Genomic DNA, 25215 nt, shown 5'->3' with positions numbered 1-25215 from the left:
CATTTCATTCCGGCGAACGAACCGTTTGCTGCAAAACATTATTATCTTATGTTCGATAAGATCATTCAGTTCTCCATCAGGAACAAGCTGGCTATTGGGGTAGGTACGTTGCTGCTGGTCATTTGGGGCGTCTTCTCCCTGGCCAGGCTGCCCATTGACGCCGTTCCGGACATTACCAACAACCAGGTGCAAGTCATTACACAGGCGCCTACCCTGGGGGCGCAGGAGGTAGAGCAGTATATTACAGCGCCCATTGAGCTGGCCCTGGCCAATATCCCCGAAGTGACGGAAAAACGGTCGATATCACGCTCGGGCATCTCTGTGATCACCATCGTTTTCAGGGATAATGCCAATATATACTGGGCGCGCCAGCAGGTGAACGAGCGGCTGCAGGAGGCGGAGACGAATATCCCCAAAGAGCTTGGACAGATCTCATTGGCTCCTGTTACAACGGGATTGGGAGAGATCTACCAATATGTTATCCATACTAAAAAAGGGTATGAGGATAAATACACCGCCATGGACCTGCGGACCATCCAGGATTGGGTAGTGCGCACACAGCTGGCAGGCACGGAAGGCCTGGCGGAAGTCAGCGGTTGGGGCGGGTATGTCAAACAATATGAGATCGCCGTCGACAACGAAAAGTTGAACGCTCAAAACATCACCATTCCCGAAATATACGCAGCCCTGGAGAAAAACAACGGGAACACCGGCGGGTCCTACATCGAACAACGCAACAACACTTACTTCATCCGCGGACTGGGGCAGGTGAAGACCTTAGGGGACATCGAAAAGATAGTCGTCAAAAATGTGAATGGCATTCCCACCCTGATCCGTGACATTGCAAGCGTTCGCTTTGGCAGCGCTAACCGGTACGGGGCCGTCACGCGCAACGGCGAAGGAGAAGTGGTGGCAGGCGTGGCGCTGATGCTGAAAGGAGAGAATTTCAGCAAGGTGATCGCCAACGTGAAACAGCGTATGATACAGATCCAAAAGTCCCTTCCCGAGGGAGTGGTGATCGAGCCATTCATTGATCGTACGGAACTGGTGGGCCGGGCCATCAGCACCGTGAAAAGAAACCTCCTGGAAGGCGCGGCCATCGTCATTCTTGTCCTGGTCCTTTTATTGGGCAATCTCCGGGCCGGCTTGCTCGTCGCATCCGTCATCCCTCTGTCCATGCTGTTCGCGTTTGGCATGATGCGGTCCTTTGGCGTCTCCGGCAACCTGATGAGCCTGGGCGCCATAGATTTTGGATTGATTGTGGACGGAGCAGTGATCATTGTAGAGGCGATCATTTTCCGGCTGACTGAAAGTCATTTATTCCCGAAAGTACCCCGGCTGACGCAGCCGCAGATGGATGCCGAAGTGTATGGCGCGGCTTCCAGGATAAGGAACAGCGCCGCTTTTGGGGAGATCATCATCCTGATCGTTTACCTGCCTTTGTTCGCCCTGGTGGGAATAGAGGGAAAGATGTTCCGGCCCATGGCCGAAACGGTAGCTTTTGCCATACTGGGCGCTTTCATCCTGTCGCTCACTTATGTACCCATGATGAGCGCCCTGGTCTTAAGCAGGAAGACAGCGCATCGAAGGACCATTTCCGATGGGATAACAGCCTTTCTGCAGAGGATCTATGAGCCTGCCCTGACGACAGCGCTACGATACAAGGTTGTCGTCGTCTCGATGGCCTTAGCGTTGTTCCTTGTCAGCCTTATCGTGTTCCAAAGGCTGGGAGGCGAATTTATTCCGACCCTGGACGAAGGAGACCTGACAGTGGAAATTGCCATGATGCAGGGAACATCCTTGAGCCAGGTGGTGGCGACGTTCGGCAAGGCCGAAAAGATCCTTAAAGAGCGATTCCCGGAAGTGAAACAGGTAGTGACACGCATCGGCAGCGCGGAGATCCCGACGGACCCCATGCCTTTGGAAAGAGGGGATATGATGGTCGCCATGCTGCCCAGGGAGAAATGGACCAGCGCCCATTCCAGGGAGGAAATGATCGAAAAGATGGAAAAGGCCCTGTCGGCCATTCCCGGTATCAATAGGGAGATCACCCAGCCGATGCAGATGCGGTTCAATGAGCTGATGACTGGCATCCGCCAGGACGTGGCGATCAAGATCTATGGCGAGGACCTGGACATATTGGCCCAACAGGCAAACAAAGTAGCCAGGCTGATGACGAAAGTAAAGGGGGTGAGCGAACCCTTTATAGAAAAAGTATCGGGATTGCCCCAGATCACGGTCTCGTACAATCGGGATAAAATGGCGCAATACGGCCTGAACATCAGCGACGTCAATACCATCCTCCGGACGGCCTTTGCCGGCAATGTGGCAGGGGTCGTGTTCGAAGGAGAAAAACGTTTCGACTTGGTGGTCCGCCTGCAGCGGGACCTGCGGGAGAATATCGTCAATATCGGGAACCTCTATATACCCCTGCATTCGGGCAATCGCGTGCCGTTGAACCAGGTCGCGGACATCGAATTCAAAGATGCCCCCGCTCAGATCTCCCGGGAAGATGGCAGGCGCAGGATCTATGTCGGCTTCAACGTCCGGGGCCGCGATGTCGAGAGCACGGTGCTGGAGATCCAACAATTACTGGATAAAGAATTGAAGTTGCCGGCTGGATACTATACGACCTATGGAGGCCAGTTCGAGAACTTGAAGGAGGCGAAACAACGGCTGGCCATCGCCCTGCCGTCAGCGCTGTTGCTGATCCTGATCTTATTATATGTCACTTTCCGGTCGTTCAAGCAAACACTGCTCATTTTTACGGCCGTTCCTTTGTCCGCCATCGGGGGAGTATTTGCCTTATTGATCCGGGGAATGCCCTTCAGCATTTCTGCCGGCGTGGGTTTCATCGCGCTGTTCGGAGTGGCGGTACTGAATGGGCTCGTGTTGATCGGGTATTTCAACCAGCTGAAGCAGGAAGGGCTCACAGACATCTATCGCCGGGTACTGAAAGGGACAGAGGTCCGGTTGCGCCCGGTGATCATGACAGCTGCCGTAGCGTCGTTGGGTTTTCTGCCGATGGCCCTGTCAGCCAGCGCGGGGGCTGAGGTCCAAAGGCCATTGGCGACAGTGGTGATAGGTGGCCTCATAACGGCTACCCTATTGACCCTGTTTGTCTTGCCCTGCCTGTATATACTATTCTCCGGAAAGGAAAAACAGTCTGCAATGAAAATAAATCCTATAGCGGTAGTTGTATTGCTGGTTGCCGGATTGTCCTTTGGGGGCGGCACACCGGTAAAAGCCCAGGCCCGGCCGGAAGGATTGCAAAAATACATCGATCTGGCTTTGAAGAACAATTTGCAGCTGAGGTCAGCCGAACTGGAGATCGGCCAGAGCAGGGCGTTGCAAAGATCATCCTTTGATCCCGGAAAGACAAACATTCGCCTGACCCAGGACCCCACCAGCGGAGGCAATATCGATAATTCCATCGGGGTGACACAAAGCTTTGCGATGCCTGGCTTTTATAGGGACCAGAAAAATGTCCTCCGGCAGCAAACCTCCCTGCGGGAAAAGGCCAAAACAATCACGGAGGCAGAGATCATAAAAGAAGTAAGGATCGCCTGGTACAATTACCTGTACGGGTTACAGAAGCTGCAGGTGTTGGACTTCCTGGATAGTTTGTACAGTGACTTTTCTAAAAAGGCAACCGTCCGGCAAAGCACCGGTGAGACCTCTAACCTGGAGAGGCTGACGGCGCAGAATAAATACCAGGAGATCCTGCTGAAGAAAAAGGAAGCCATGGCCGACATGAAAGTCTATGAGATAGCCATGCAACAGCTGATCAACAGCACAGAACCATTGACGATCCGGGGGGAATTGGCTCCGCTTACTTTCAGGGAACAGGCGGACACCGCTGCGCTGCAAGGCGGACCGGTGGTGGACTATCATCGGCAGGCCGTACAAATGGCGGGTGCCAGAGCGCAGCTGGAAAAAGCGAAAATGTGGCCGGAGATCACGCTGGGATACAATCACCAGCTGGTCATCGGCGGTTTCGATCCGGCGAAGATCAACCGCGGTTATTTCCCGGGCACCCGGATAGCAGGCTTTGAGGTGGGGCTTTCCCTGCCCCTGTTTGCCGGAGCCTACAAAGCACGGATCAACGGGGAGAAGATAGGCGTATCCATTGCGGCGGCCCAGCTGGCGACGGCCCGGCAGCAGCTGAACACGGCCTGGAACAAGGCTTTCCAGGAATACGGCAAGTTCAGGCAGACAGTGGAGTATTACAGATCTTCGGGGCTGGCCCTGGGAGAAGAACAGATGCGGGTGGCCCAATTTGCTTTCAGCAAGGGAGAGATCGGCTATATAGAATACGTCCAGAACATCACCATGGCGGTGGATGGCAAATTGAATTACCTGGCTGCAGTGAATGAATACAATACGGCCGTCATCAATCTCGAATACCTGAGAGGGAATAAATAATCAGCAAAAAAAGAACTTATGTCATATAATCTTATCAGGATGAGCTTATGCCTCCTTTCCTTTCTAACGGTGGGGCTCTATAGCTGCAAGGATAAACCAAGCGGCGGGACGGTCGTTGCTGAAAAGAAAGATAGTACGGTGGAGGGTAGGAGAGAGGGCCTCATCGATTTAACACAGCAACAAATGAAAGCAGTGGGTATTGAGATAGGTCCCATCGGGGAGAAAAACCTGCATGCAGTGGTAAAGTCAAGCGGGCAGCTGGCGGTCCCTCCTCAGAACAAGGCGGATGTGAATGTGCTCATGGGAGGGATCATCCGTACGATCAATGTACTGGAAGGTCAGCCCGTGAAGAAGGGACAGGAGCTGGCTGTCCTGGAGAACACGGAATTCATCAGGCTGCAACAGGAATATCTGACGGTAAAAAGCCAATTCGCTTACACGGGACAGGAGCTCTCCAGGCAGAACGAGCTCAGCAGCGCAGGCGCCGGCACGGGCAAGAGCCTGCAGCAGGTGCAGGCCAATTACAATGCAGAGAAGGCCAGGATAATGGCATTGGAGCAGCAGTTGCTGCAGTTAGGCATCGACCCTGTACGGGTTTCGGGAGGATCAGTTGTTAGCCGCGTCAGGGTGACTGCCCCCATCGCAGGGACGATCGGGCACATTACGATCAATACAGGCACGTATGTTCAGGCGGGAAAACCCCTGATGGAGATCATCGATAATTCAAAGATCCACTGCGATCTGGTAGTGTATGAAAAGGACCTCTTTAAGGTGAAAGTGGGTCAAAAGGTGAATTTCATCCTGACGAACCAGAACAATCAGCAAATACAGGGGGAGATCTACGGCGTCAATAAATCTTTCGAGGATGAGAGTAAGGGCATCATTGTACATGCCATCATCCGGGGTACGAATACATACAGGTTGATCCCGGGCATGTATGTGACTGCCCTCATCGACGTCGGGAATCAACTAACGCAGGCGGTGCCGGTGGACGCCCTTGTTCGGTCAGAAGGGAAAGACTATATTTTTGTGATGAAGGAGGAAAAGGCGGACAAAACCATTGCGTTTAAAAAAATGGAAGTGGTCACCGGCGTATCGGAATTGGGCTACGTGCAGATCTCTCCGTTGGAGGAACTTCCGTCGGATGCCAGGATCATAACGAAGGGGGCCTTCTATTTACTGTCCAAGGAAAAGGCAAAAGGGGAGGAAGAGGAATAAATTGTAAATATTTTTAATAATTGTGTAATTTACATTTATCAACTGCTTCATATGATAAGAACGTTATTCCCCTTCTATCTTACCATCATCCTCGCATTGCCCCAATATGTATGCGCGCAGCGTCAGCCGGACCACCTTTTATATGGAGTGGCTTATTACGATGAATATATGCCCTATGACCGGCTGGACAAGGATGTCAGGATGATGAAGGACGCCGGTATCAATGTAGTGCGCATAGCCGAGTCTACCTGGGGCACCCTGGAGCCACAGGAGGGAGTTTACGACTTTTCTCATATAGATCGTGTTTTGAATGCCATGAACGCGGCCGGGATCCATGTGATCATTGGCACGCCTACGTACGCAGTTCCCACCTGGCTCGCAAAAAAATATCCTGATGTGCTTGCCGTCACATCGAGAGGACAAAACCAATATGGACCACGCCAGAATATGGACATCACCAATAAGCATTTTTTAGACCATGCGGAAAAGGTCATCCGGAAGTTGTTGGATCATGTAAAAGATCATCCTGCCATTATTGGCTACCAGGTAGACAACGAGACCAAAGCCTACGGCACCGCAGGACCGGAGGTACAGAAGATGTTCGTGGAGTATATGAAAAAGAAGTTTCTATCGCTGGACAGCGTGAATAAGGCCTTTGGCCTGGACTACTGGAGCAACCGTATCAACGCGTGGGAGGACTTTCCCTCTATGGTGGGCTCTATCAATGCTAGCCAGATCGCTGAATTTGCCAGATTCCAACGGCAGCTGGTCACGGATTACCTGGCATGGCAGGCGGCTATTGTAAATGAATACAAACGCCCCGGGCAGTTCATCACCCAGAATTTTGATTTTGACTGGAAAGGATATTCGTTCGGTATACAACCGGAGGTTGACCATTTTGCAGCAGCGCGGGCGCTGGATATTGCAGGCGTGGATATCTATCATCCCTCACAGGACGCGCTGACGGGTGTCGAAATTTCATTCGGCGGGGATGTCGCCCGTTCTATGAAAAGAGGCAGGAATTACCTCCTTCTTGAAACGGAAGCGCAGGGCTTCCCTCAATGGGTACCCTACCCGGGGCAGTTGCGTCTGCAGGCATTCAGCCACTTGGCCTGCGGTGCCAATATGGTGGAATACTGGCACTGGCATTCCATTCACAATTCCATAGAAACGTATTGGAAGGGACTGTTAAGCCACGATTTCGAACCCAATCCGACGTATGATGAGGCAAAGACGATAGGCCGGGACTTTCAGCGGCTGAGCCGGGACTTGATCAACCTTAAAGTACAAAACAAGGTAGCAATCCTGTTCAGCAATGAAGCCCTGACTGCGCTCAATCAGTTCCGGCCCGGACGGGAAGGGTATAATGATATCCTTCGTTCATTGTACGATGCTTTATTCCGCATGAATGTCGGCGTCGACTTTGTGGATCCTTCAAGCGCCAATATAGAAGACTACAAACTATTAGTCGTACCATCCCTGTATGCCGCCCCCGATACCTTATTGCATAGATTAAACCGTTTTGTAAAGAATGGCGGGCATATTGTATACACATTCAAGAGCGGCTTCTCCGATCAGAACGTTAAGGTCCGCAGCAGCCGGCAGCCTGGGATCATCAATGAGTCGTGCGGTATCTATTATAATGAATTTACTGCCCCCGAAAATGTATTCCTGAAGGACGATCCTTTTCAGGCCGGACGTGAGAACAATAAGGTGACGACATGGATGGAATTGATCACGCCCGTCACTGCCAAAGTGCTGGCTTATTATGATCATCCGGTGTGGGGAAAATATGCCGCCATCACCGAAAATAATTATGGTAAAGGCCGGGCGGTCTACATAGGGTGTGCCACCAGCAGCGAAGTGACCGAAAGAATATTGGCCGACGCCGTAAAGAAAGCCGGTATATGGACGCAGGCTCAATCCTTGCATTTTCCGGCCATCACTAAGCAGGGTGTCAATGAACGGGGTAAAACAATACATTATTTTTTCAATTATTCCGGCGGAACCACTACAGTGAATTATCCATTCTCCGGCGGCCGGGAATTGCTGAGGGATGAAAAAATAGACAAAAACGACAGGATGGTGCTTGAACCTTGGGCCGTACGGATCATAGAAGAGCAATAGAGGCCTCCCGGATTATTATTATCAGCACTTTGCTTATATTCGCGTTATATTCGTAAAGATATAACGATAAACCTGTTCATGAGGAAAATTTTAGTGATCTTTTTATGTTTCACGATCCATATCGTGTACGGGCAGGACAACGCAAGGACAGACTCGATGGTCAGGATCCTGACGGAGGTCACTGTTTCCGCTTCCCGCCTTAAGGAGAGCATGCTGCGCTCTCCCGTAAGCATTCAAAAAGTAGGAGAAAGGTATTTCCGGTCTTCTCCTGCACCCTCATTTTTTGACGCATTGGAAAATGTACAGGGCGTGCAGGTGATAACGCCGAGCCTGGGATTTAAGGTCCTGAATGCAAGGGGCTTTGCGAATACCACCAATGTCCGTTTTGCCCAATTGGTGGATGGAATGGATGTGGCCTCTCCCCATATTGGCGGGGCGATCGCCAATGCCCTGGGTCCTTCGGACCTCGATGTGGACAATGTGGAAATTGTGCCTGGCGTGGCTTCCGCCTTATATGGGATGAATACCATCAACGGGCTCGCTAATATATCCACTAAGAACCCTTTCACTTCGGAAGGCCTCAGCATACAGCAAAAAACGGCCGTGACACACATCGGCGATGCAGCCACCGGCGCAAAATTATTTTCTGAGACCAGCCTGCGATGGGCAAAGGTCCTTTCTTCCAGGTGGGCTTTTAAATTCAACGGCACTTTCAGCAAAGGATATGATTGGATCGCGGCCAATCACTGGGACCTGAATCCCAATGCCAATATCAGCACGGGTCTCACCGGGGCCGACAATCCGGCACAGGATCCTGTCAACGGCTACGGCAACGAATCGTCGGATCGCAGGACGGTGAGCTTAAAAGGTAAGAGTTATGTGGTGGCACGTACGGGATACGACGAAGGTGATGTAGTGAACTATGACCTGCAAAATATCAAAGGGGACGCGGGCGTCTATTTTAAGCTTTCCCGCACGGCAACGATCAGTTATTTGTATCATTTTGCCGTACTCGACAATGTTTACCAGCGCGCCAACCGCTTCCGCCTGCAGGATTACCTGGTCCAGCAGCACGGGATACAATTTCAATCCAATTCGATCCAGGCGAAAGTGTACCTGAACTCCGAGAACACCGGCAACTCCTACAATCTCCGTTCCATGGCCGAGAATATCGACCGCAACTACAAGCCGGATAATTTGTGGTATGCCGACTATGCAGCCGCTTTCAATACTGCTTATCAGTCAGGCAGCGCCGTAGCACAGGCGCACCACCTGGCAAGGGCAGCCGCAGATGCAGGCAGATATCTGCCTGGAACGCCCGATTTTACAAATGTGTTGCATAAGCTGCAACAGATAAACAACTGGGACAACGGCGCCGCCTTGAAGGTAATGGCGAGCTTTGTCCACGCGGAAGCTCAGGTAAACCTCACCGAACAATGGTTACGGGGGCTGAAGGAGAAAGCAGGAATAGAGATCCTGGCCGGAGCCGATCATCGGACTTATATCATCGTGCCTGACGGCAACTACTTTATCAACCCGGCCCCGGGGAAGCCATACTCCGATATTCACTATGGCAAGACCGGAGGCTTCATCTCTGTGACAAGATCCTTGCTGAAGGATCATTTAAAGCTCGGCGCTATCATCCGGTGCGATAAGAACGATTATTTTACGCAGACCTGGAATCCCAGGTTTACCGCAGTCTATTCTCCGAAGCACACGCAGCATTTCCGCCTCTCGTTCCAGGGCGGCTACCGGTTCCCCAGCATATTTGAAGCCTATTCCAACGTGAACAGCGGAGGAGTGAAAAGAGTAGGAGGGTTGCCGGCAATGTCTCATGGGATTTTTGAGAACGCCTGGCTGCAATCTTCGATAACGGCTTTTCAACAGGCCGTGCTCAAGGATATCAATGCCAACGGAATGACACAGGACGACGCTATAAAGAAAGATCAGTCTTTGCTCAAAAGGAACCCCTATACATACATAAGACCGGAACACGTCAATTCAGTCGAGGGAGGATACAAAGGCGTGTTTGCAAACGGTAAGCTGTACGTGGATGCCGATTTCTACTTTAATAACTACCAGTCCTTCATAGCCCAGGCGAATATGAACGTGCCTGGTACACAAAATGCGGATTCCATCCCATTCGCCTTATACAATAAGGCACAGCAGAGCCAATACCGTATGTGGACGAACTCACAGACCAGGGTCTATAACTACGGGGCCAGCGCAGGCGTTACCTATAATGCCGGCGGCTATCTGGCGAATGCGAATACATCCTTTGCCAAACTTCAGCGATCAGCCAATGAAGATGGGCTGGAGGATGGCTTTAATACGCCTGAATGGATGGTAAATCTGTCGTTATCAAAAGAAAAGATATGTAAACACACGGGCGCGGGGATCACGTGGAGATGGCAGAGCGGATATTACTGGCAATCCTTCCTGGTGAATGGCGATGTGTCCGCCTACGCTACGCTCGACGCACAGGTGAATTATACTTTTGAAAAGGCCGGGTGCAAGGTCAGGCTGGGCGGTACCAACTTGCTCAATAAGTACTACTACTCTTTCCTTGGCGGCCCCTCGATTGGGGGAATGTATTACGCAACGCTTACGTATGGCCTGAAATAAAATAGGGTAGGTGCGCTGGACACCGGACACTATGTATTCAAATCCGGACACCCGGACCCCTTGGCCAGCATCTGGATAATTGTATTTCAATTTATTAAGAAATTGGCATTCAATTGGCGGCTGCCCGGTATATGCTTAAGAGTTATTTCACCATCGCTGTCCGGCACCTGGCCCGGCACCGGCTTTTTTCCGCCATTATGGTGACCTGCCTTGCCGTCGGGATCACGTTTTCCATGATCATTGGTCTGTATGTCCGGAATCAGGAAAAGGTGAATAGTACCGTCCACGACGTCGGCAACCAGTATATGATCAGGAGCAATTGGAAGGTGAAAGGGTTAGGCCTGGATATCACTACGGTCGCTCCCCTGGCGAAGACAATGAAGGAGGAGTATCCTGACCTTGTTGCCGGTTATTACCGCTATAATCCGGTGGGAACAGTGATCTCCGCAGGCGACAGCCACGACAGGTTTTTTAAGGAGAACGTCGCCATCTGCGATACTACCCTGGTGGCCGTATATGGCTTTCCGTTATTATACGGTGATAAAGGGAATGCTTTCCCGACTATTAGTTCTGCGGTGATCACGGAAAGGATTGCAATGAAGTGGTTTGGCGCGAAGGATGTCGTCGGCAGGACCTTTGAGATGCAGACCACCGGGGCCGGGGAAACCCAGCAGTATACAATTTCCGCGGTATTGAAGGATCTGCCGGATAACTCTGTCACTTCCCTGATGGGCAACCGGTATGATATATTCGTTCCCACCATAGGCAGCCGGTTCTACGCAGGGGGAGACCCCTCGACAAATTGGGGCGGCGCCTATGAGGTGGGCCTCCTGGAACTAAAACCCGGGGTGAAGCCGGGAGACCTCCAGGCGCCTTTCCGCCGGGTGCTGGCCAAATACACCAAAGACCCCATCACGAAAAACCTGGAAGTAGAGCTGGCGCCGCTGCAGGATTACCATCTGAAGGAAAATAACGGGGCCGTCCAACGAATGGTCATGACCCTGGCTTTGATTGCGGCCTTCATTTTATTGATGGCGATCATCAACTTCGTCAATATCACCATCGGTACTTCCGCCTATCGCCTCAGGGAGATCGGGCTACGGAAAGTGTTCGGGAGCGCCCGGCAGCAGCTCGTCCTTCAATTTATCATCGAAGCCTGGCTGCTCACCCTGCTGGCGGCGGTGATCTCGGTGGGATTGTACCAATTGCTGATACCCGTCTTCGATCAGGTGCTGAATACCCGGCTGACGTCCGTCGCCGATTTTTCTTTTGCCGACATAGGGCTGCTGTTATCAGGCGTTGTGGTAGTAGGCTTCCTCGCTGGTATTTACCCTGCCTTCATATTGAGCAGGTATGCCGTGGTCAATTCCGTAAAAGGAAAAGTAGGCGCGGTGAATGGGGCAGGGGGGCTCCGGAAAACATTGCTGGTCGTCCAGCTCTCCCTGGCGATCTGTGTATTCATCAGCACCCTGAATGTGAGCAAGCAGGTCGCTTACGTATTCAGTAAAGATCTCGGATATGATAAAGAACAGCTGCTGGTGATCGATGCCTTTCCAAAACAGTGGGATTCGGCAGGGGTTGCGCGGATGGAAAGTATCAAGAGTGGATTGCTGCAGTTGCCGGCAGTGAAGGCGGCCAGCTTGTCGTTTGAAGTACCTGACCGGACGCCGCCTGCGACGTTTGACCTGATGTCCCTGGCCGGCGCCGGCAACCGGCGGTTGCCCGTGGAAATGATCATGGCGGACCAGGACTTTGCGATTACATTTGGTCTAAAGGTGACAGAGGGCTCTTTTTTCTCCGCTTCTTCCTCCTACATGCCCGGACAAGTCGTCGTCAATGAAAGCGCGGCCAAAGCCTTGGGACTGACATTGGGAAAGGCGGCTGGAGCCATCCTGCGGCTGCCGGACGGTCGGGGACAGGTGACGGTGACCGGCGTCGTCAAAGACTTTCATTACGCGGGTATGCAACAGGCCATTGCGCCCCTGGTATTTTTGCACGTGAAGGACACAAAGAATTACAGGTATCTGACGGTGAAGCTGCATTCGCCGGATATCTCCCAGGTGGTGAGCCAGGTAAAAGCTAAATGGAAAGAGCTGTCGCCCCATGCGCCCTTCGGATTTTCTTTCATGGATGACCGGTTTGAAGCCCTCTACCGGGCGGATCTGCAGCTGAAAAAAGCAGCCGGGGTAGCTACCGGGCTCAACCTCCTGATCGTATTCCTGGGTATTTTCGGCATTGTTGCTTTTACGCTGACCAGGCGCAACAAAGAAATGGCGGTACGTAAGGTGCTGGGCGCCGGCCTGGTGGACATCATCCGGCTCTTCCTCCAGGATTATGCCGGCCTGATCCTGCTGGCAAACCTGATCTCCTGGCCGCTGGCGTATGCTATTACGGACAAATGGTTGGAAAATTATGCCTATAGGATCACCCAGGATATTTTCCCATACATATCGGTAGGCGCGATTATTTTTGTCACGGCGTTCGGGCTCATCACGGTGCAATGTTTGAAAACGGCGATGGCCAATCCGGTGAAGAGCCTGAGAACGGACGGGTGAAGAATAATCACTATCATTGCCTCAGTATGAAATGGATAACCAGAGAACGACCCAAGATCGACAGGATCGCCTGCCCCTGGCTGATCAAACGATTCATTGATAAGGACGCGGAGATCATCTACGTTCCATTCGGGGAAGTCGCAAAAAAAGCCAGACAGCTGGGAGCTGTTCCTTTCGACATACCGGACGTTGAATATACCCATTATAAGGATGAATGCACCTTTGACTATTTCATTAAGAAACACAAGCTCAAAGACCCTGCCTTGCATACCATCGCCGTGATCGTGCGCGGGGCAGACACAGACCGGCATGAACTGGCCGAACAGTCTTCCGGATTGTGGGCCATTTCCGCGGGGCTGGGGTATAATTATAAAGACGACCAGCAGCAGTTGGAAAAAGGAATGATCATCTATGACGCCTTGTACAGCTGGGCGAAACACCTGCAAAAGGAGAAACATACCCAGCAGCCGGTGGAACACCTGCTGTTGAATGTGTTCAATAACTTTTTGCAAAGCAAGACCGGATCGAAAAAGAAGATCCCAGCCTGGGCACAGGAGCTGAAGGAACTGATCCAGGACCACATCGACACGAGCCTGAGCTTAAAAGAACTGTCTAAAGGATTGGAGATCAGTCCCTCCTACCTGTCCCGGGAATTTTCGAAATATTTCGGGGACCTGTCTTTTGGAGAATATATCCGGAAGCTTCGGATAGAAAGAGCCCTGGAGCTGATGCAGTCTTCCAGCTATTCCCTGACAGAAATTGCTTACCTCACAGGCTTCTCGGATCAAAGCCATTTTAACCGCATTTTTAAGCAGCACACGGGGAAGAATCCCTCCGCCTTCAAAAAAAAACCTTCCAAAAGGTAATTCCTGTACAAATGGTTCATTTTTATACAATTTGAGGGTTGGCGGATTCGATAGGTTTGCCGAATGGAAGAAGTTTCATCACAGCGCAAACCAGCATACACCCTTCGGGAATTGACCGGCTACTTCTTCAGGCTGGGATACAGCGGATTTGGCGGGCCCGTAGCCCTCGTGGGTTACATGCACAGGGACCTGGTTGAAAAAAGAAAGTGGATCGCAGAGGAAGAATATAAAGAAGGATTAGCCCTGGCGCAGCTGGCCCCTGGTCCCCTGGCGGCGCAGCTGGGCATTTACCTGGGATTCGTTCATCACCGGTACCTGGGCGCCACCCTGGCGGGCATCGCTTTTATATTACCTTCTTTTCTAATGGTAGTAGGATTGGGTATTATCTACAGGCTATTCGGCGGACTGCCCTGGATGCAAGCGGTCTTCTATGGGGTGGGCGCGGCTGTCATTGGTATCATCGCCATAAGCGCTTATAAGCTGACCGTAAAGTCGGTGAGTAAGTTGAATAGAAAGGCCATCCGTTCCAATTGGCTTTTATGGGTCTTCTACCTGGCAGGCCTGATGGTGACGGTGATTACACAAACAGAAGAAGTGCTGCTCTTTATCTTGGCAGGGCTGATCTATATGGTTGTCAAAGCGCCTCCCCGGAGGATGCGGCCGGCCAGATCGCCCATGTCCGCGTTTCTATTGGGAGGGATAGGATTTTGGGATTATCAGCCGGGAATGCTATCTAAGATCGGGATCTTTTTTCTAAAGGCCGGCGCCTTTGTCTTTGGCAGCGGGCTGGCCATCGTTCCCTTTCTGCACGGCGGCGTGGTGACGGAATACCACTGGCTGACGGAAGCACAGTTCGTGGACGCCGTAGCCGTCGCCATGATAACACCCGGTCCCGTGGTGATCACTGTCGGGTTTATTGGTTACCTTGTCGGCGGTTTACCCGGAGCCGCTGTCGCCAGCCTGGCCACTTTTTTGCCTTGTTACCTGTTCGTCATCCTGCCCGCACCCTATTTTAAGAAAATTGCTAAAAATACTTCTATTAAAGCCTTTGTCGACGGCATCACCGCCGCCGTGGTAGGCACACTGGTGGGCGCGGTCGTCGTTATTGGTGCGCGGAGCATTAAGGATCTGCCTACGGCAGGTATAGCCATTGCTACCTTATGTGCCCTGATCTATTTTTCGAAAATACGGGAACCTTTCATTATCGCGATAGCCGCTCTCATCGGGCTGCTCGTTAAAATAGCTTGATGGATCATAAGTTACCACCAACTTAAAGAAACAACATGAACACGCGTAAAAGAACATTTTTTTGCTTACTGGCCATGATGTATGCCAGCTACAGTTTTGGACAGGTCGACTCCAGCGCCCTGAACAATGTCTTTGGCAAAAAGGGAACAGTGTCGGGACAGGTCTACCGCATCACGTATCCACGCAGCGACCTGAAGGTGAAAGTGGGCGATTTTGCGGTGGCGCCGGGTTTGGCGCTGACGTCCTGGTTTGGATTTATTGCCATGGGCAATGAGACGATGGTCATGGGCGACATGGTCTTGCTGGACACCGAAGTGGCCCCGGTGGTCGCCAAACTGGTGGCAGCGCATCTGTCGCTGACAGCTATGCACAACCACCTGGTAAACGAGAAGCCTGCAATAAAATACATTCATGTTTCCGGCAGCGGGGACGCTTTGCAGCTGGCAGCAGCCATCAAATCCGTATTGGCCACCACGGGTACGCCATTGACCCCACCGCCGGCCGGCGGAACGGGCGTGGTCCCGGATTGGTCGAAAGTAGAAGCGATCCTGGGAAGATCCGGCAAACGCAACGGCCAGATCTTGCAATACAGCTTCCCACGCAAGGAGAAATTAATGGAGAGTGGTATGGAGATGCCGCCTGCCATCGGCATGGCGACAGGAATTAATTTTCAAATGGACGGCGCCAATGCCGGCATTACGGGCGATTTTGTGTTGCTGGCGGACGAAGTGAACCCGGTAGTGAAAGCGTTGACGGAAAATGGAATTACTGTTACTGCCATCCATAACCATATGCTGTACGACGATCCACGACTGTTCATGATGCATTTTTGGGCAGTCAGCGATCCGGAGAAGCTGGCCATCGGTCTCAAAGCCGCACTGGATAAGACCAATTCGAAGTTATGACCCGCTGTGACCAGCGGTCGCAGCCTCCCTTCGGCCTGGCATGAAGTTTTTAGGGATGAAAGATAAACATGCGCATCGGCGCGTGTCAACGACTTAAACTGCCATTATGGATACAGCAAAAGCCTTTCCTCTCTCCCTCGACTTCGAAGGCCGGCATTACACCGGCACCATCACACCTTCCGAAGAGCTGGGCGAGAATAAAATGCCCGTTTATTTCCGCGTCATGCTGGGAGACGCCTTCTATGCCTACTTGTGCTGCGGTGACCACGGCTGGAAGGAGCGGGATAAGGAAGGCCATCCTCCCGGACTGGTGCAGGCTATTGGCGACTACATCGCCGACTACTACGAATAGCCTTTAGGAATTCCTGCTGGGACGAAGCATAAAAAAAGCCATCACTTTACGTAATGGCTCTGTTTTCCCTCTACATTAATGTCATAGATCCGAGCTGCTGCTTCGCCGTCCGCCAATAAATGACAGCAGGAACAGCACGATGAAAATGAAGAATAAAATTTTGGCGATGGAGGCAGCGCCTGCTGCGATTCCGAAAAAGCCAAAAATTCCAGCTATGATAGCTATTATCAGAAAGATGATTGTCCAGCGTAACATATGTTTGTATTTAAATGGTTAACAATAATATACCAGTTACAGCTATTTTTTATGGCCAAGCCCATCCAGGTAAGCTTCCACCTTTTTCCTTTCCGGACCATGGCTTTTCACCGCATCAACAACCGTCTGGTGTGAGAGATGCGGGTATTTTTGATGCAGGTCTTCCACTTCGTAAGGCTCCCGGGCATTTACCTTGTTCCGGTCCTGCTGCCCTTTCAGTTGTTTATTGTCAGACATATGATTTGATTTAAAGTATATTTTGCAAAACCCGTTCCCTGCGCCGGTTTGGGCACCGACGCCGTCAGACATGTAGATAAACTTCCTCACGAATGGGGGCATTTCCGGGATAGTTGAATGGCCTCATGCTTGCTATATAATCAACAGGAACACAGCAATGTCAACAACCAACCCACTATGACCATCACTTACCCAAAGGAAGAAATAGAATCCATCCGCCGCATCATCATCGAAGAACAGAAAACGATCGCAGTGGCGGAGAGCGTAACGGCAGGATTGCTGCAGGGCGCCTTCTCGCAGGCGACGGATGCACGGCTGTTCTTCCAGGGCGGGATCACGGCCTTCAATGTAGGCCAGAAATGCCGTTTGCTCGACGTAGACCCCATTCATGCCCAGGAGCACAATGCAGTCTCACCAAAGGTGGCCAATCAGATGGCCGAAGGGGTCGCCTGGAGACTTTGCAGTCATTACGGTATCGGGGTAGTGGGATATGCTGCACCGGTCCCGGAGAAGAAGATCGACCTGCCCTATGCATGGTATGCCATCTACGCTGACGGCCGCATCCTGGAAACCAATCGGCTCGAAGGCGGCAAGGGTGACCCCCTGAAGGTTCAGCTATATTATGTCCAGGCCATCATCACCGCTCTACACCAATTATTAAGATTTTTTAATCATTAATAAATGTCATAAATTAAGAGTGCCTAAACCTTGTAACAAAGGGGTCATTCATGACATTAGAAGAATATAAGGAAAAAATCCTTCTTCACCTGGAGAAAGCGCGCGATTGCGAAGAGGTGGAGCGGACCATCACTCTTTCTATCGAAAGGATGCGGGAAAAAGGATTGCCTGCAGCCGTGATCCAAGACTATTTAACCAAATTAAGAAATGGATTGGAGGCGCTGTCAGAAGGTGATTTTGACCCTGTTCATTGGTGCAATATCCGGTGTGCCATACTATATCTGAAGAACTATCATTAATATGAAAGCCCGCTCAGTGACAAAAGTCACATTTTTATGTGATAAGATTCAACGCGGGCGGGCATAGTCCCCAATACCTTTGTTCCATGAAAGGCTCTCCGGGGTTTAAAAACGCCCTTTATTATACCCATGATCATGAATGGATCAATTTCCAGGGGGCGGCTGCTTATGTGGGTGTATCTGCACTTAAACTTACGGGGATCAAACAGATAGAGCGGGTTGAATTCGACCGTAGCGCAGATATGAAAAGAGCAGGAGACCTGCTGGCGATAGTTCATTCAGGAAACAATAAGATACCTGTTCATATGCCAGTCGATGGAGAAGTTCTTACCTACAATCAAGAGCTCTCCGGTGACTGGCGGAACATGCTGTTGCAACAGCCGGAACGCAATGGATGGGTAGCATTCATTTTCCCTCATACGCTTTATGAACAAAGCGGTTTGCTTTCGCCCGAGCAATATCAGGAAATGAGCAGGCCTGGCTTCTAATAAACTACTCATTGGTAAGATCAGCCTTGCCGGTCTTCATATTCACCGGCACCGAGACATGCTCAAGCACGATCAGCCAGTTGCCGCCAATCTTACGATAGCCATCGGTAACGCGCACTGTCCGGTTGATTGAATTACCCTGCTTATCGATGCCCATGACGTGTTGGAAGCTGTGACTGAATCCGATGTTGCCGTCCACGGTAATACCGAGATCCGTAATAGTGATCTTCGGCGTCTCCCTGAAGTGCGAGAAGAAGTCCACCCAATCCTCGCGATAGGCATCAGCGCCAAGGTATTGCTTTCGCGGAACGACGTCAAAAACGACGAGACTTTTGTCCGGAATATAGTTCTTCATCATCGCGTCAATGTCCCCGGCATTGAAGGCCGCCGTGAATCTGTCCTCCAGCGCCCGGATCGCCGCTTCATCATCCGATGCAGTCCCCCCCGTATGTTTCGGGGCCTGAGCCGCGCCCATCACTGTGTCTTTATGCTCCATATTGTTCGAATGACAACCACTCCCGGATGCGATAATGGCCCCGGAAATCAGCAGGTGAATAATCGTTTTCATAACAAGCCGGCGCAAAGAATATGCCAGCCGCATACATTTCGTTTACCTTATCAGGGCTGAATTTTCTCCTTATCCCGGTCCACCCCCAGCCTGTCCAGGATCTTTTCCAGCGGGCAAAAACGGGTAATGGAGGATTGCAGCAAATTTACGCCGACGAAGACCGCCAGCCACAACCAGTGCCGGCTGACAAAGGTGGCGAGGATGAGGCTGACCAGCACGAGACTGCCGGCTACAGCCCTTACAATACGTTCTTTCATTTTATTTTTTTCTTTAGCATTTTATGATACAACAATGGCACGACCAGCAAAGTCAGGAACGTGGACGTGATCGTCCCACCCATCAGGGAAATGGCCAGCCCCTGGAAGATCGGATCGAACAGGATGATCACTGCGCCCAGCGCCACGGCTCCTGCTGTCAATAGGATGGGCGTAGTCCTCACAGCGCCGGCCTCGATGATCGCCTGGCGAAGTGGGATCCCTTCCTTCAGCCGGATTTCGATGAAGTCGATCAACAGCACGGAATTACGAACCATGACCCCTGCCAGGGCGATGAAGCCGATCATCGACGTCGCGGTAAAGAAAGCGCCCATCAGCCAGTGCCCGCCGATGATACCGATCAGGGACAGCGGAATGGCCGCCAGCATCACCAGCGGCACCGTGAAATGCTGGAACCAGCCGACGATCAACATGTAGATAATGATGATCACGACGAGAAAGGCGATGCCCAGGTCGCGGAACACCTCATAGGTGATCTGCCATTCGCCATCCCATTTCAGCGAGAAATTATCCTCCAGCTCCGGCTGATGGGTGTATTCTTCCTTTAGGCTGAAGCCGGCAGGCAGTTGAATGGACTTTAAGCTGTCCGAGATCTTCATCATCGCATAAGAAGGGCTTTCCAGCTGCCCGGCCATGTCGGCCAGTACATAGACCACCCGCTTCTGGTTCTTCCTATAGATACTTTTCTGCGCAATCGACTCTTTGACTGTCACCAGATCTCCCACCGACACAGGGTTGCCCTGTTGATTAATGATTGCCAGGTTTTTCAGGTCGCTGACAGAAGACTTGTCTGCGTCACTAAGCTGCAGCACTATGCTGACGGGACTAACGGAGGCCGGCACGTGCAGGGTTCCTGCAGAACTTCCGGATAAGGCAGCCCGGATGGTGGCGACCACCTGGGCAGGGGCTACCCCATGTCGCATGGCCTTTTCCTTGTCGACTTCAAAATTGTATTCCGGCTGATCGTCTTCCACCATCCAATCCACATCCACAACGTCGGCGGTTTTTTTGACCAGCGCTTTCACCTGCCGGGCGACGGCAATCTGCTTTTCGTAATCCGGCCCGTAGATCTCTGCCACCAACGTTGATAACACTGGCGGACCAGGAGGCACTTCCACTACTTTCACATTGGCATTGTACCTGGCGGCAATAACCTGTATGCCCGGGCGCATCTCTTTAGCGATCTGGTGACTCTGCTTGCTCCTCTCCTCTTTGTTCACCAGGTTCACCTGGATATCCGCCACATTATCCCCCCTTCTCAGATCGTAGTGCCTTACGAGTCCGTTAAAGCTGATAGGACCCGCAGTGCCGACATATCCTTCGTAATTCCTGACCAGGCGTTGACTGGCGATATAGGCCCCAATATCCCGCGTGACGGCGGCCGTCTTTTCCAGGGTGGTTCCTTCGGGCATGTCGATCACTACCTGGAATTCGTTCTTATTGTCGAAGGGCAACATCTTCACGGCTACCGCCTTCGTGTAGAATAGGCTCAGGGAAGCCAGCAGCAGCGCTGCCGTACCAAAAATGAAAGTATAGCGTTTCCACCGACTGTCCAGCAGGGGCTGCATGAAGGAACGGTATATTTTATAGATGCGGGCTTCTTCCGGAACCAGGGCCTTCTTTTCACTGTGGTTACCCGCTTTTTTTTCCTTTTCCCGTAAAAAGATATACCCGAGATAGGGCGTCAGGGTCAGCGCCACGATCAGCGACAGCAGCATGGCAATAGAGGCGCCGATGGGCATAGGGCTCATATACGGTCCCATCAGCCCCGACACGAAAGCCATCGGCAATACCGCGGCGATGACGGTGAACGTAGCCAGTATGGTGGGGTTGCCCACCTCGTTGATGGCGTAGATCGCGGCCTGCAAGGGAGGCAAACGTTTCAACTTGAAGTGCCGGTGCATGTTCTCCGCAATGATGATGGAGTCATCCACGACGATACCCGTGATGAACACAAGCGCGAAGAGGGTGATCCTGTTGAGGGTGTAATGCAACAGGTAATAGCTGAACAGGGTCAGCGCAAAAGTTACCGGCACCGAAAGGAATACCACCAGCCCGCCTCTCCATCCCATCGCCAGCATGACAAAAAGCGTGACGACCACAATGGCGATGAACAAGTGAAAAAGTAGCTCCGACACCTTGTCGGATGCCGTCTCCCCATAATTGCGGGCAACGGTCAGCTGCACATCGGATGGGATCAGGTTCTTTTTCAGGAATTCCGTTTTCTTTAATATCTCTTCTGACAATCGCATGGCATCCGCCCCCTTTCTCTTGGCAATGGACAAGGTCACTGCCGGGTATACGGAACCGAAATTATTCTTAAGTGTATCAGCCCTGCCATACCCGAAAAAAACATATTGGGAAGGTGTGGCCGGTCCATCCTCCACTTTGGCTATTTGCCGCAGGTAGACGGGCAATTGCCTGTTCTCGCCCACGACCAGGTTCCCGACATCACCCGCATCCTTCAGGAAGTTGCCGGCTTCAACGGAAAAAGCGGTATCCCTGCTAAGGAGCGTGCCGGCTTCAGCCTGGACGTTGCTTCCGGGCATCAGGCTGCTAATGCTGAGCAGGTCGAGGTGATTCTCCGCCATCTTATCCTTATCCAGGATCACTTTCACCTGTCTGCTGCGGCCTCCCGTGATGGTCACATCAGCCACATCATTGATCTTCTTTATTTCATTGGTGACCACCTCTCCCAGCTGCCGGAGCGAATAGTCGCTTTCTTTTTCGCTCCACAAGGTCAGCCCTAATGCCGGGACATCATCGATGGCCCGGGTCTTCACCAGGGGCATGGTGACACCTTTCGGCATCCGGTCCATATTTTTCATGAGCTCGTTGTACAGCTTTACCATCGACCGCTCTACGTCCTCTCCTACATAGAACTGTACGATCACCATCGCCTGCCCCTTCATGGAGGTGGAATACACATATTCCACCCCCTTGATATTGGAGATCATTTTTTCCAGGGGCTGGCTCACCCGCGATTCCACTTCTGAGGGGGCAGCGCCTGGATATCCAACGAATATATCGGCCATCGGCACCTGTATCTGGGGCTCCTCCTCCCGGGGTATCAGCATCGTGCTGTACCCGCCGATGAGTAAGAACGCGACCATGAGCAGGATGGTCAGCTTGGATTGGATGAATGCCCTGGCTATTTTACCCGATATCCCTTCTTGCATGGTAGTATTTTGAAATGGGTTGAATTATTTTTTACTTTTCCAGCACCGGGGCGCCATTGTATAATTTGCCTGCTGCGCTGACGATGAAAGGTTCATCCGGTCCTAGCCCGGAAAGGATTTCGATCTTGTCACCCACCGTCTTGCCCGTCCTCACCCATCGCAATAGGGCCGTATGCGCACTACTGACAGTGTAAACACCGGTCAGCTGGTCATTCTGCACCAACGCCGACAGAGGCACGAGAATAGCATCGTCACCCGTACGACGGTTTGCTCCAGTCATCACCGGTGCCATACCTGTCACCGGGATGAATATATTCACATACATTCCTGCATACAAACCCTTTTGTGCTTCAGCCGGCAGGCTGATCTTAACCAGGAATTGCCCGCCCGTGGCAGCAGAGGAAGTGCTCACCTGGGTAATAAGGCCGGTTGCCTTTCCCCCGGTCGATTTGATCTCCACCTCCGCCTTATCCCCTGTTCTGATCCTGCTGATGTCCGATTCGGCCACCGATGCGCTCACCTGCAGGACTTTGCTTTGCTCCAGTATCAGCAGGGGCATGCCGGGGCTGGCCAGGCTGCCTTCATCTGCCAGCTTTTGCGTGATCATACCCGCAAAGGGGGCAGTGAGGCGTGTATAGGCCATCGAAGCATCCACCTCATTGCGCATTTGCACCGCAGCATCCAGCCTGGACTTTGCTGCAGTATAGCGCAGCGTGGCATTGTCCAGCTCGCTGGCGGTGGCGCTCTGCCTGCTGAAGAGTGTTGTGAACCTGTCAAGGTCCTTCCTAGCATTCTCCGCGTCCGCCCTCGCGCCGGCGATCTGCGCATCCGCCTGAGCCCTTTTGGCTGCAAGGTCCTCGCCGCTGATGGATACCAACAGCTGACCCTTGTTCACCTTGTCACCCACTTTCACATAGATGCGGGTAATAGTGCCCATGACCCGGGTGCTGACCGCTGCCGTCTGTACGGCTTCCACCTGCCCGCTGGCACGCACGCCGTCTGTAGTTTTCCCGGAAGGTGTGCCAATGGTCACGGCAACTGGCTTGTCTTTGTTCTCCCCGGCTTCGGGTTGCCGGCCGCCGGAGCATCCCGCCAGCAGAAAAAGGCCAGGAAAGATGACGGATGAGAACAAGGCTTCTGTATATTTCATTTGCATAATTTTATTTTGCAGATGGAGTGGTTATAAATTGTATATATGCAATGGCGACCTGTTGATCGAAAATGGCCTGTGCCAACGCCAGTCGCTGCTGTGACACCTGGTTCTGGGCAAGCAATACATCCGTGCTGCCCGCCAGTGCCTGTTCAAAGCGGTCTTTCAGAATGCGAAACGACTCGGCTGCACTCGCGACTGCCGCCTGCTGCTGCCGGATCCTGTAACGGGCATCGGCCAGCTGCCTTTGGGCTTTATTTAATTCCAGGTTACTTTGATCTTTTCGGAGGGATAGCTCTTCCGCCAGTTTGTTTCGTTCCAGGGTTTGTGTTGCTATCTTATTCCGAATGCTATTGCCTTTAAAAATATCCCAGGACAACTGTATGCCGGCCAGGTACGCATTGGCGCCAAAGCCGAACATCCTGCTGTCATTCAGTTGGTACGAGCCAAATGCGTTCAGCCGGGGAAGAGCGCTCATTTTACGGCTCCGGATGCCGAGATCCGAAGCTTCAATGGCCTTTTGCAAAGCACTGAGATCAGCCCGGCCCGCGGGTACGATCGAATCCGTAACGACTATTCCGATTTCCTGCACGCTATTGCTGTCGACCGCATAAGAAGCCCCATAAGGTCTGCCCATCAGCAAACTCAGGTAGTCGGATGCATTCTTCACCTGGCTCTTCGCCTCCGCCAACCTGCTTTCCATCGTCGCTACCTGCACTTTTGCGTTCAAGGCATCCGCCTTGTTGAGCATACCCTGATCTACCCGGTCACTGGTATAACGATAGAGTGCACCAGCCGTCGCCAGGGCTTCTTCCAGTACTTTTACGGATTCATTCGCCAATTGCAGTTGCATATATGCTTTGCTCACCTCGAATACCAGTCCTTCTTTGGTGCGTTGCGATCTCATCCGGTAAACTTCCACCCCCTTTGCAGCGCTTTTACGCAGATAGAATTGATCCATATTCACTAACGGCTGCTGCACATCAACCCTGGCCATAAAGTCAGGGGTTCCGCCTGGGTGATTTAGCTGGTCAGGATTAAAATCTCCTGATGTAATTGTCTGCTGCTGCAATTTGAATCCAAAAGCATTCAGCGGGTTGTTGGTGGTCATCGCGGAATAGGAAACACCGGCCTGGGGCAGGAATACGGCCTCCGTTTCTTTATACCGGGCGCCGGCGATCTTTTCGTCTAGTGTGGCCAGCTTCAATTCCTTGTTGTTGGCTAACGCGGCGGTGATCGCCTGTTCCACTGTCAGTCTTACCACCGCCTCCTGGGATGATGCCCTTGAAAACATCAGTAACAGTATGGGCGCCAGCCATCTTTTCCCCCCTATTAATCTCCGGGCTCTAAACATCATGACATGAATTTTTAGCAAAATTCTTTTTTGAATAGTTCATTTTCTGTTCCATTGGTCACGGCAATATGATTACCGTATCTTTTTCTCCAGCGCGTCCCAGGCGCCTCCATTATACACTTCCAGACCGGCAGCTTCCAGTATTGATTTTGCAATTCCGCTCCTGGCGCCGCTTCGACAGCAGGTGATGACCGCCTTGTTCTTCTTTTTCAGCTCGGAGATCGCTCCCCCCACCTGATCCACCGGGATGTTGATAGCATTTAGGATATGGCCGGTCCTGAATTCTTCCCGCGTACGGACATCCAGGATGATCGCCCCTTTCCGATAGATCGATCCAAGATCCACAGACTTTCCAAACAGACTTTTAAATAAATTTGACATGGTAGTAAATTTTTATTGTGATGAATTTTT

Annotated in this window: 20 protein-coding genes; 12 read left to right on the top strand and 8 right to left on the bottom strand. The window is 52.0% G+C overall.

Annotation, left to right across the window (positions count from 1 at the left end; translation table 11 throughout):
* The first annotated feature begins 48 nt into the window (after positions 1–48).
* The 9 genes from Q4E93_RS07260 to Q4E93_RS07220 all read left to right on the top strand — a co-directional run bounded on the left by Q4E93_RS07260 (position 49) and on the right by Q4E93_RS07220 (position 16321).
* A complete protein-coding gene (locus Q4E93_RS07260; protein ID WP_303583840.1) occupies positions 49–4425 on the top strand; it encodes a CusA/CzcA family heavy metal efflux RND transporter in 4377 nt (1458 codons plus the stop codon).
* 18 nt (positions 4426–4443) lie between these two features.
* Complete coding sequence (locus Q4E93_RS07255; RefSeq protein ID WP_303583838.1) at positions 4444–5643, top strand: efflux RND transporter periplasmic adaptor subunit; 1200 nt, start codon at positions 4444–4446, stop codon at positions 5641–5643.
* A gap of 51 nt (positions 5644–5694) precedes the next feature.
* On the top strand, positions 5695–7770 hold the full coding sequence (locus tag Q4E93_RS07250; RefSeq protein ID WP_303583836.1) for a beta-galactosidase: 2076 nt from the start codon (positions 5695–5697) through the stop codon (positions 7768–7770).
* A gap of 78 nt (positions 7771–7848) precedes the next feature.
* Positions 7849–10395: a TonB-dependent receptor gene (locus tag Q4E93_RS07245; RefSeq protein ID WP_303583834.1), complete on the top strand. Its 2547-nt coding sequence runs from the start codon at positions 7849–7851 to the stop codon at positions 10393–10395.
* Between the two features lie 131 nt (positions 10396–10526).
* Positions 10527–12950: an ABC transporter permease gene (locus Q4E93_RS07240; RefSeq protein WP_303583832.1), complete on the top strand. Its 2424-nt coding sequence runs from the start codon at positions 10527–10529 to the stop codon at positions 12948–12950.
* A gap of 26 nt (positions 12951–12976) precedes the next feature.
* Positions 12977–13816, top strand: a complete 840-nt coding sequence (locus Q4E93_RS07235; protein WP_303583830.1) for a chromate resistance protein ChrB domain-containing protein — start codon at positions 12977–12979, stop codon at positions 13814–13816.
* A 63-nt stretch (positions 13817–13879) separates the two neighbouring features.
* The gene (locus Q4E93_RS07230; RefSeq protein WP_303583828.1) at positions 13880–15064 is read left to right on the top strand and encodes a chromate transporter; all 1185 of its coding nucleotides are present in this window, start codon (positions 13880–13882) and stop codon (positions 15062–15064) included.
* A gap of 35 nt (positions 15065–15099) precedes the next feature.
* Entirely contained in the window at positions 15100–15969 is an 870-nt protein-coding gene (locus Q4E93_RS07225) for a DUF1259 domain-containing protein (protein ID WP_303583826.1), read from the top strand.
* 106 nt (positions 15970–16075) lie between these two features.
* Positions 16076–16321: a hypothetical protein gene (locus Q4E93_RS07220; RefSeq protein ID WP_303583824.1), complete on the top strand. Its 246-nt coding sequence runs from the start codon at positions 16076–16078 to the stop codon at positions 16319–16321.
* An 81-nt stretch (positions 16322–16402) separates the two neighbouring features.
* Here the strand turns inward: Q4E93_RS07220 and Q4E93_RS07215 are convergent, their stop codons facing one another.
* The gene (locus Q4E93_RS07215; protein ID WP_303583822.1) at positions 16403–16576 is read right to left on the bottom strand and encodes a DUF1328 family protein; all 174 of its coding nucleotides are present in this window, start codon (positions 16574–16576) and stop codon (positions 16403–16405) included.
* Positions 16577–16618: 42 nt separating this feature from the next.
* The gene (locus Q4E93_RS07210) at positions 16619–16813 is read right to left on the bottom strand and encodes a DUF3606 domain-containing protein (RefSeq protein WP_303583820.1); all 195 of its coding nucleotides are present in this window, start codon (positions 16811–16813) and stop codon (positions 16619–16621) included.
* Positions 16814–16990: 177 nt separating this feature from the next.
* Here Q4E93_RS07210 and Q4E93_RS07205 point away from each other — a divergent pair, with 177 nt between their 5' ends.
* Genes Q4E93_RS07205 through Q4E93_RS07195 form a run of 3 tightly spaced genes read left to right on the top strand, consistent with a single transcriptional unit; the run spans position 16991 to position 18278 of the window.
* Positions 16991–17491, top strand: coding sequence for a CinA family protein (locus tag Q4E93_RS07205; protein WP_303583818.1), 501 nt, complete (start codon positions 16991–16993; stop codon positions 17489–17491).
* Positions 17492–17541: 50 nt separating this feature from the next.
* Positions 17542–17790 carry a hypothetical protein gene (locus Q4E93_RS07200; protein WP_303583816.1) on the top strand — a complete coding sequence of 83 codons (249 nt, stop codon included), beginning with the start codon at positions 17542–17544 and terminating at the stop codon, positions 17788–17790.
* A gap of 38 nt (positions 17791–17828) precedes the next feature.
* Positions 17829–18278, top strand: coding sequence for a glycine cleavage system protein H (locus tag Q4E93_RS07195; protein ID WP_303583814.1), 450 nt, complete (start codon positions 17829–17831; stop codon positions 18276–18278).
* A gap of 4 nt (positions 18279–18282) precedes the next feature.
* On the opposite strand, the gene Q4E93_RS07190 is transcribed toward Q4E93_RS07195, so the two are convergent.
* From Q4E93_RS07190 to Q4E93_RS07165, 6 genes are all read right to left on the bottom strand, one after another.
* Positions 18283–18846: a YybH family protein gene (locus Q4E93_RS07190; protein WP_303583812.1), complete on the bottom strand. Its 564-nt coding sequence runs from the start codon at positions 18844–18846 to the stop codon at positions 18283–18285.
* 50 nt (positions 18847–18896) lie between these two features.
* A complete protein-coding gene (locus Q4E93_RS07185) occupies positions 18897–19103 on the bottom strand; it encodes a YgaP family membrane protein (RefSeq protein ID WP_303583810.1) in 207 nt (68 codons plus the stop codon).
* On the bottom strand, positions 19100–22300 hold the full coding sequence (locus Q4E93_RS07180) for an efflux RND transporter permease subunit (protein ID WP_303583808.1): 3201 nt from the start codon (positions 22298–22300) through the stop codon (positions 19100–19102). The genes Q4E93_RS07185 and Q4E93_RS07180 overlap by 4 nt, the downstream gene beginning before the upstream one ends.
* Before the next feature lie 31 nt (positions 22301–22331).
* Positions 22332–23450: an efflux RND transporter periplasmic adaptor subunit gene (locus Q4E93_RS07175; protein WP_303583806.1), complete on the bottom strand. Its 1119-nt coding sequence runs from the start codon at positions 23448–23450 to the stop codon at positions 22332–22334.
* Between the two features lie 10 nt (positions 23451–23460).
* Positions 23461–24807, bottom strand: a complete 1347-nt coding sequence (locus Q4E93_RS07170; RefSeq protein ID WP_303583805.1) for a TolC family protein — start codon at positions 24805–24807, stop codon at positions 23461–23463.
* Between the two features lie 69 nt (positions 24808–24876).
* Positions 24877–25185 (bottom strand): rhodanese-like domain-containing protein, encoded by a 309-nt coding sequence (locus Q4E93_RS07165; protein ID WP_303583804.1) that lies wholly within the window; start codon positions 25183–25185, stop codon positions 24877–24879.
* Positions 25186–25215 lie beyond the last annotated feature (30 nt).

Origin of the sequence: Flavitalea plasmicola (assembly GCF_030546645.1) — a bacterium.
Classification (GTDB): Bacteria; Bacteroidota; Bacteroidia; order Chitinophagales; family Chitinophagaceae; genus Puia.
Note: the sequence above shows the minus strand (reverse complement) of the source record. Positions and strands in the feature narration are given on the sequence as shown.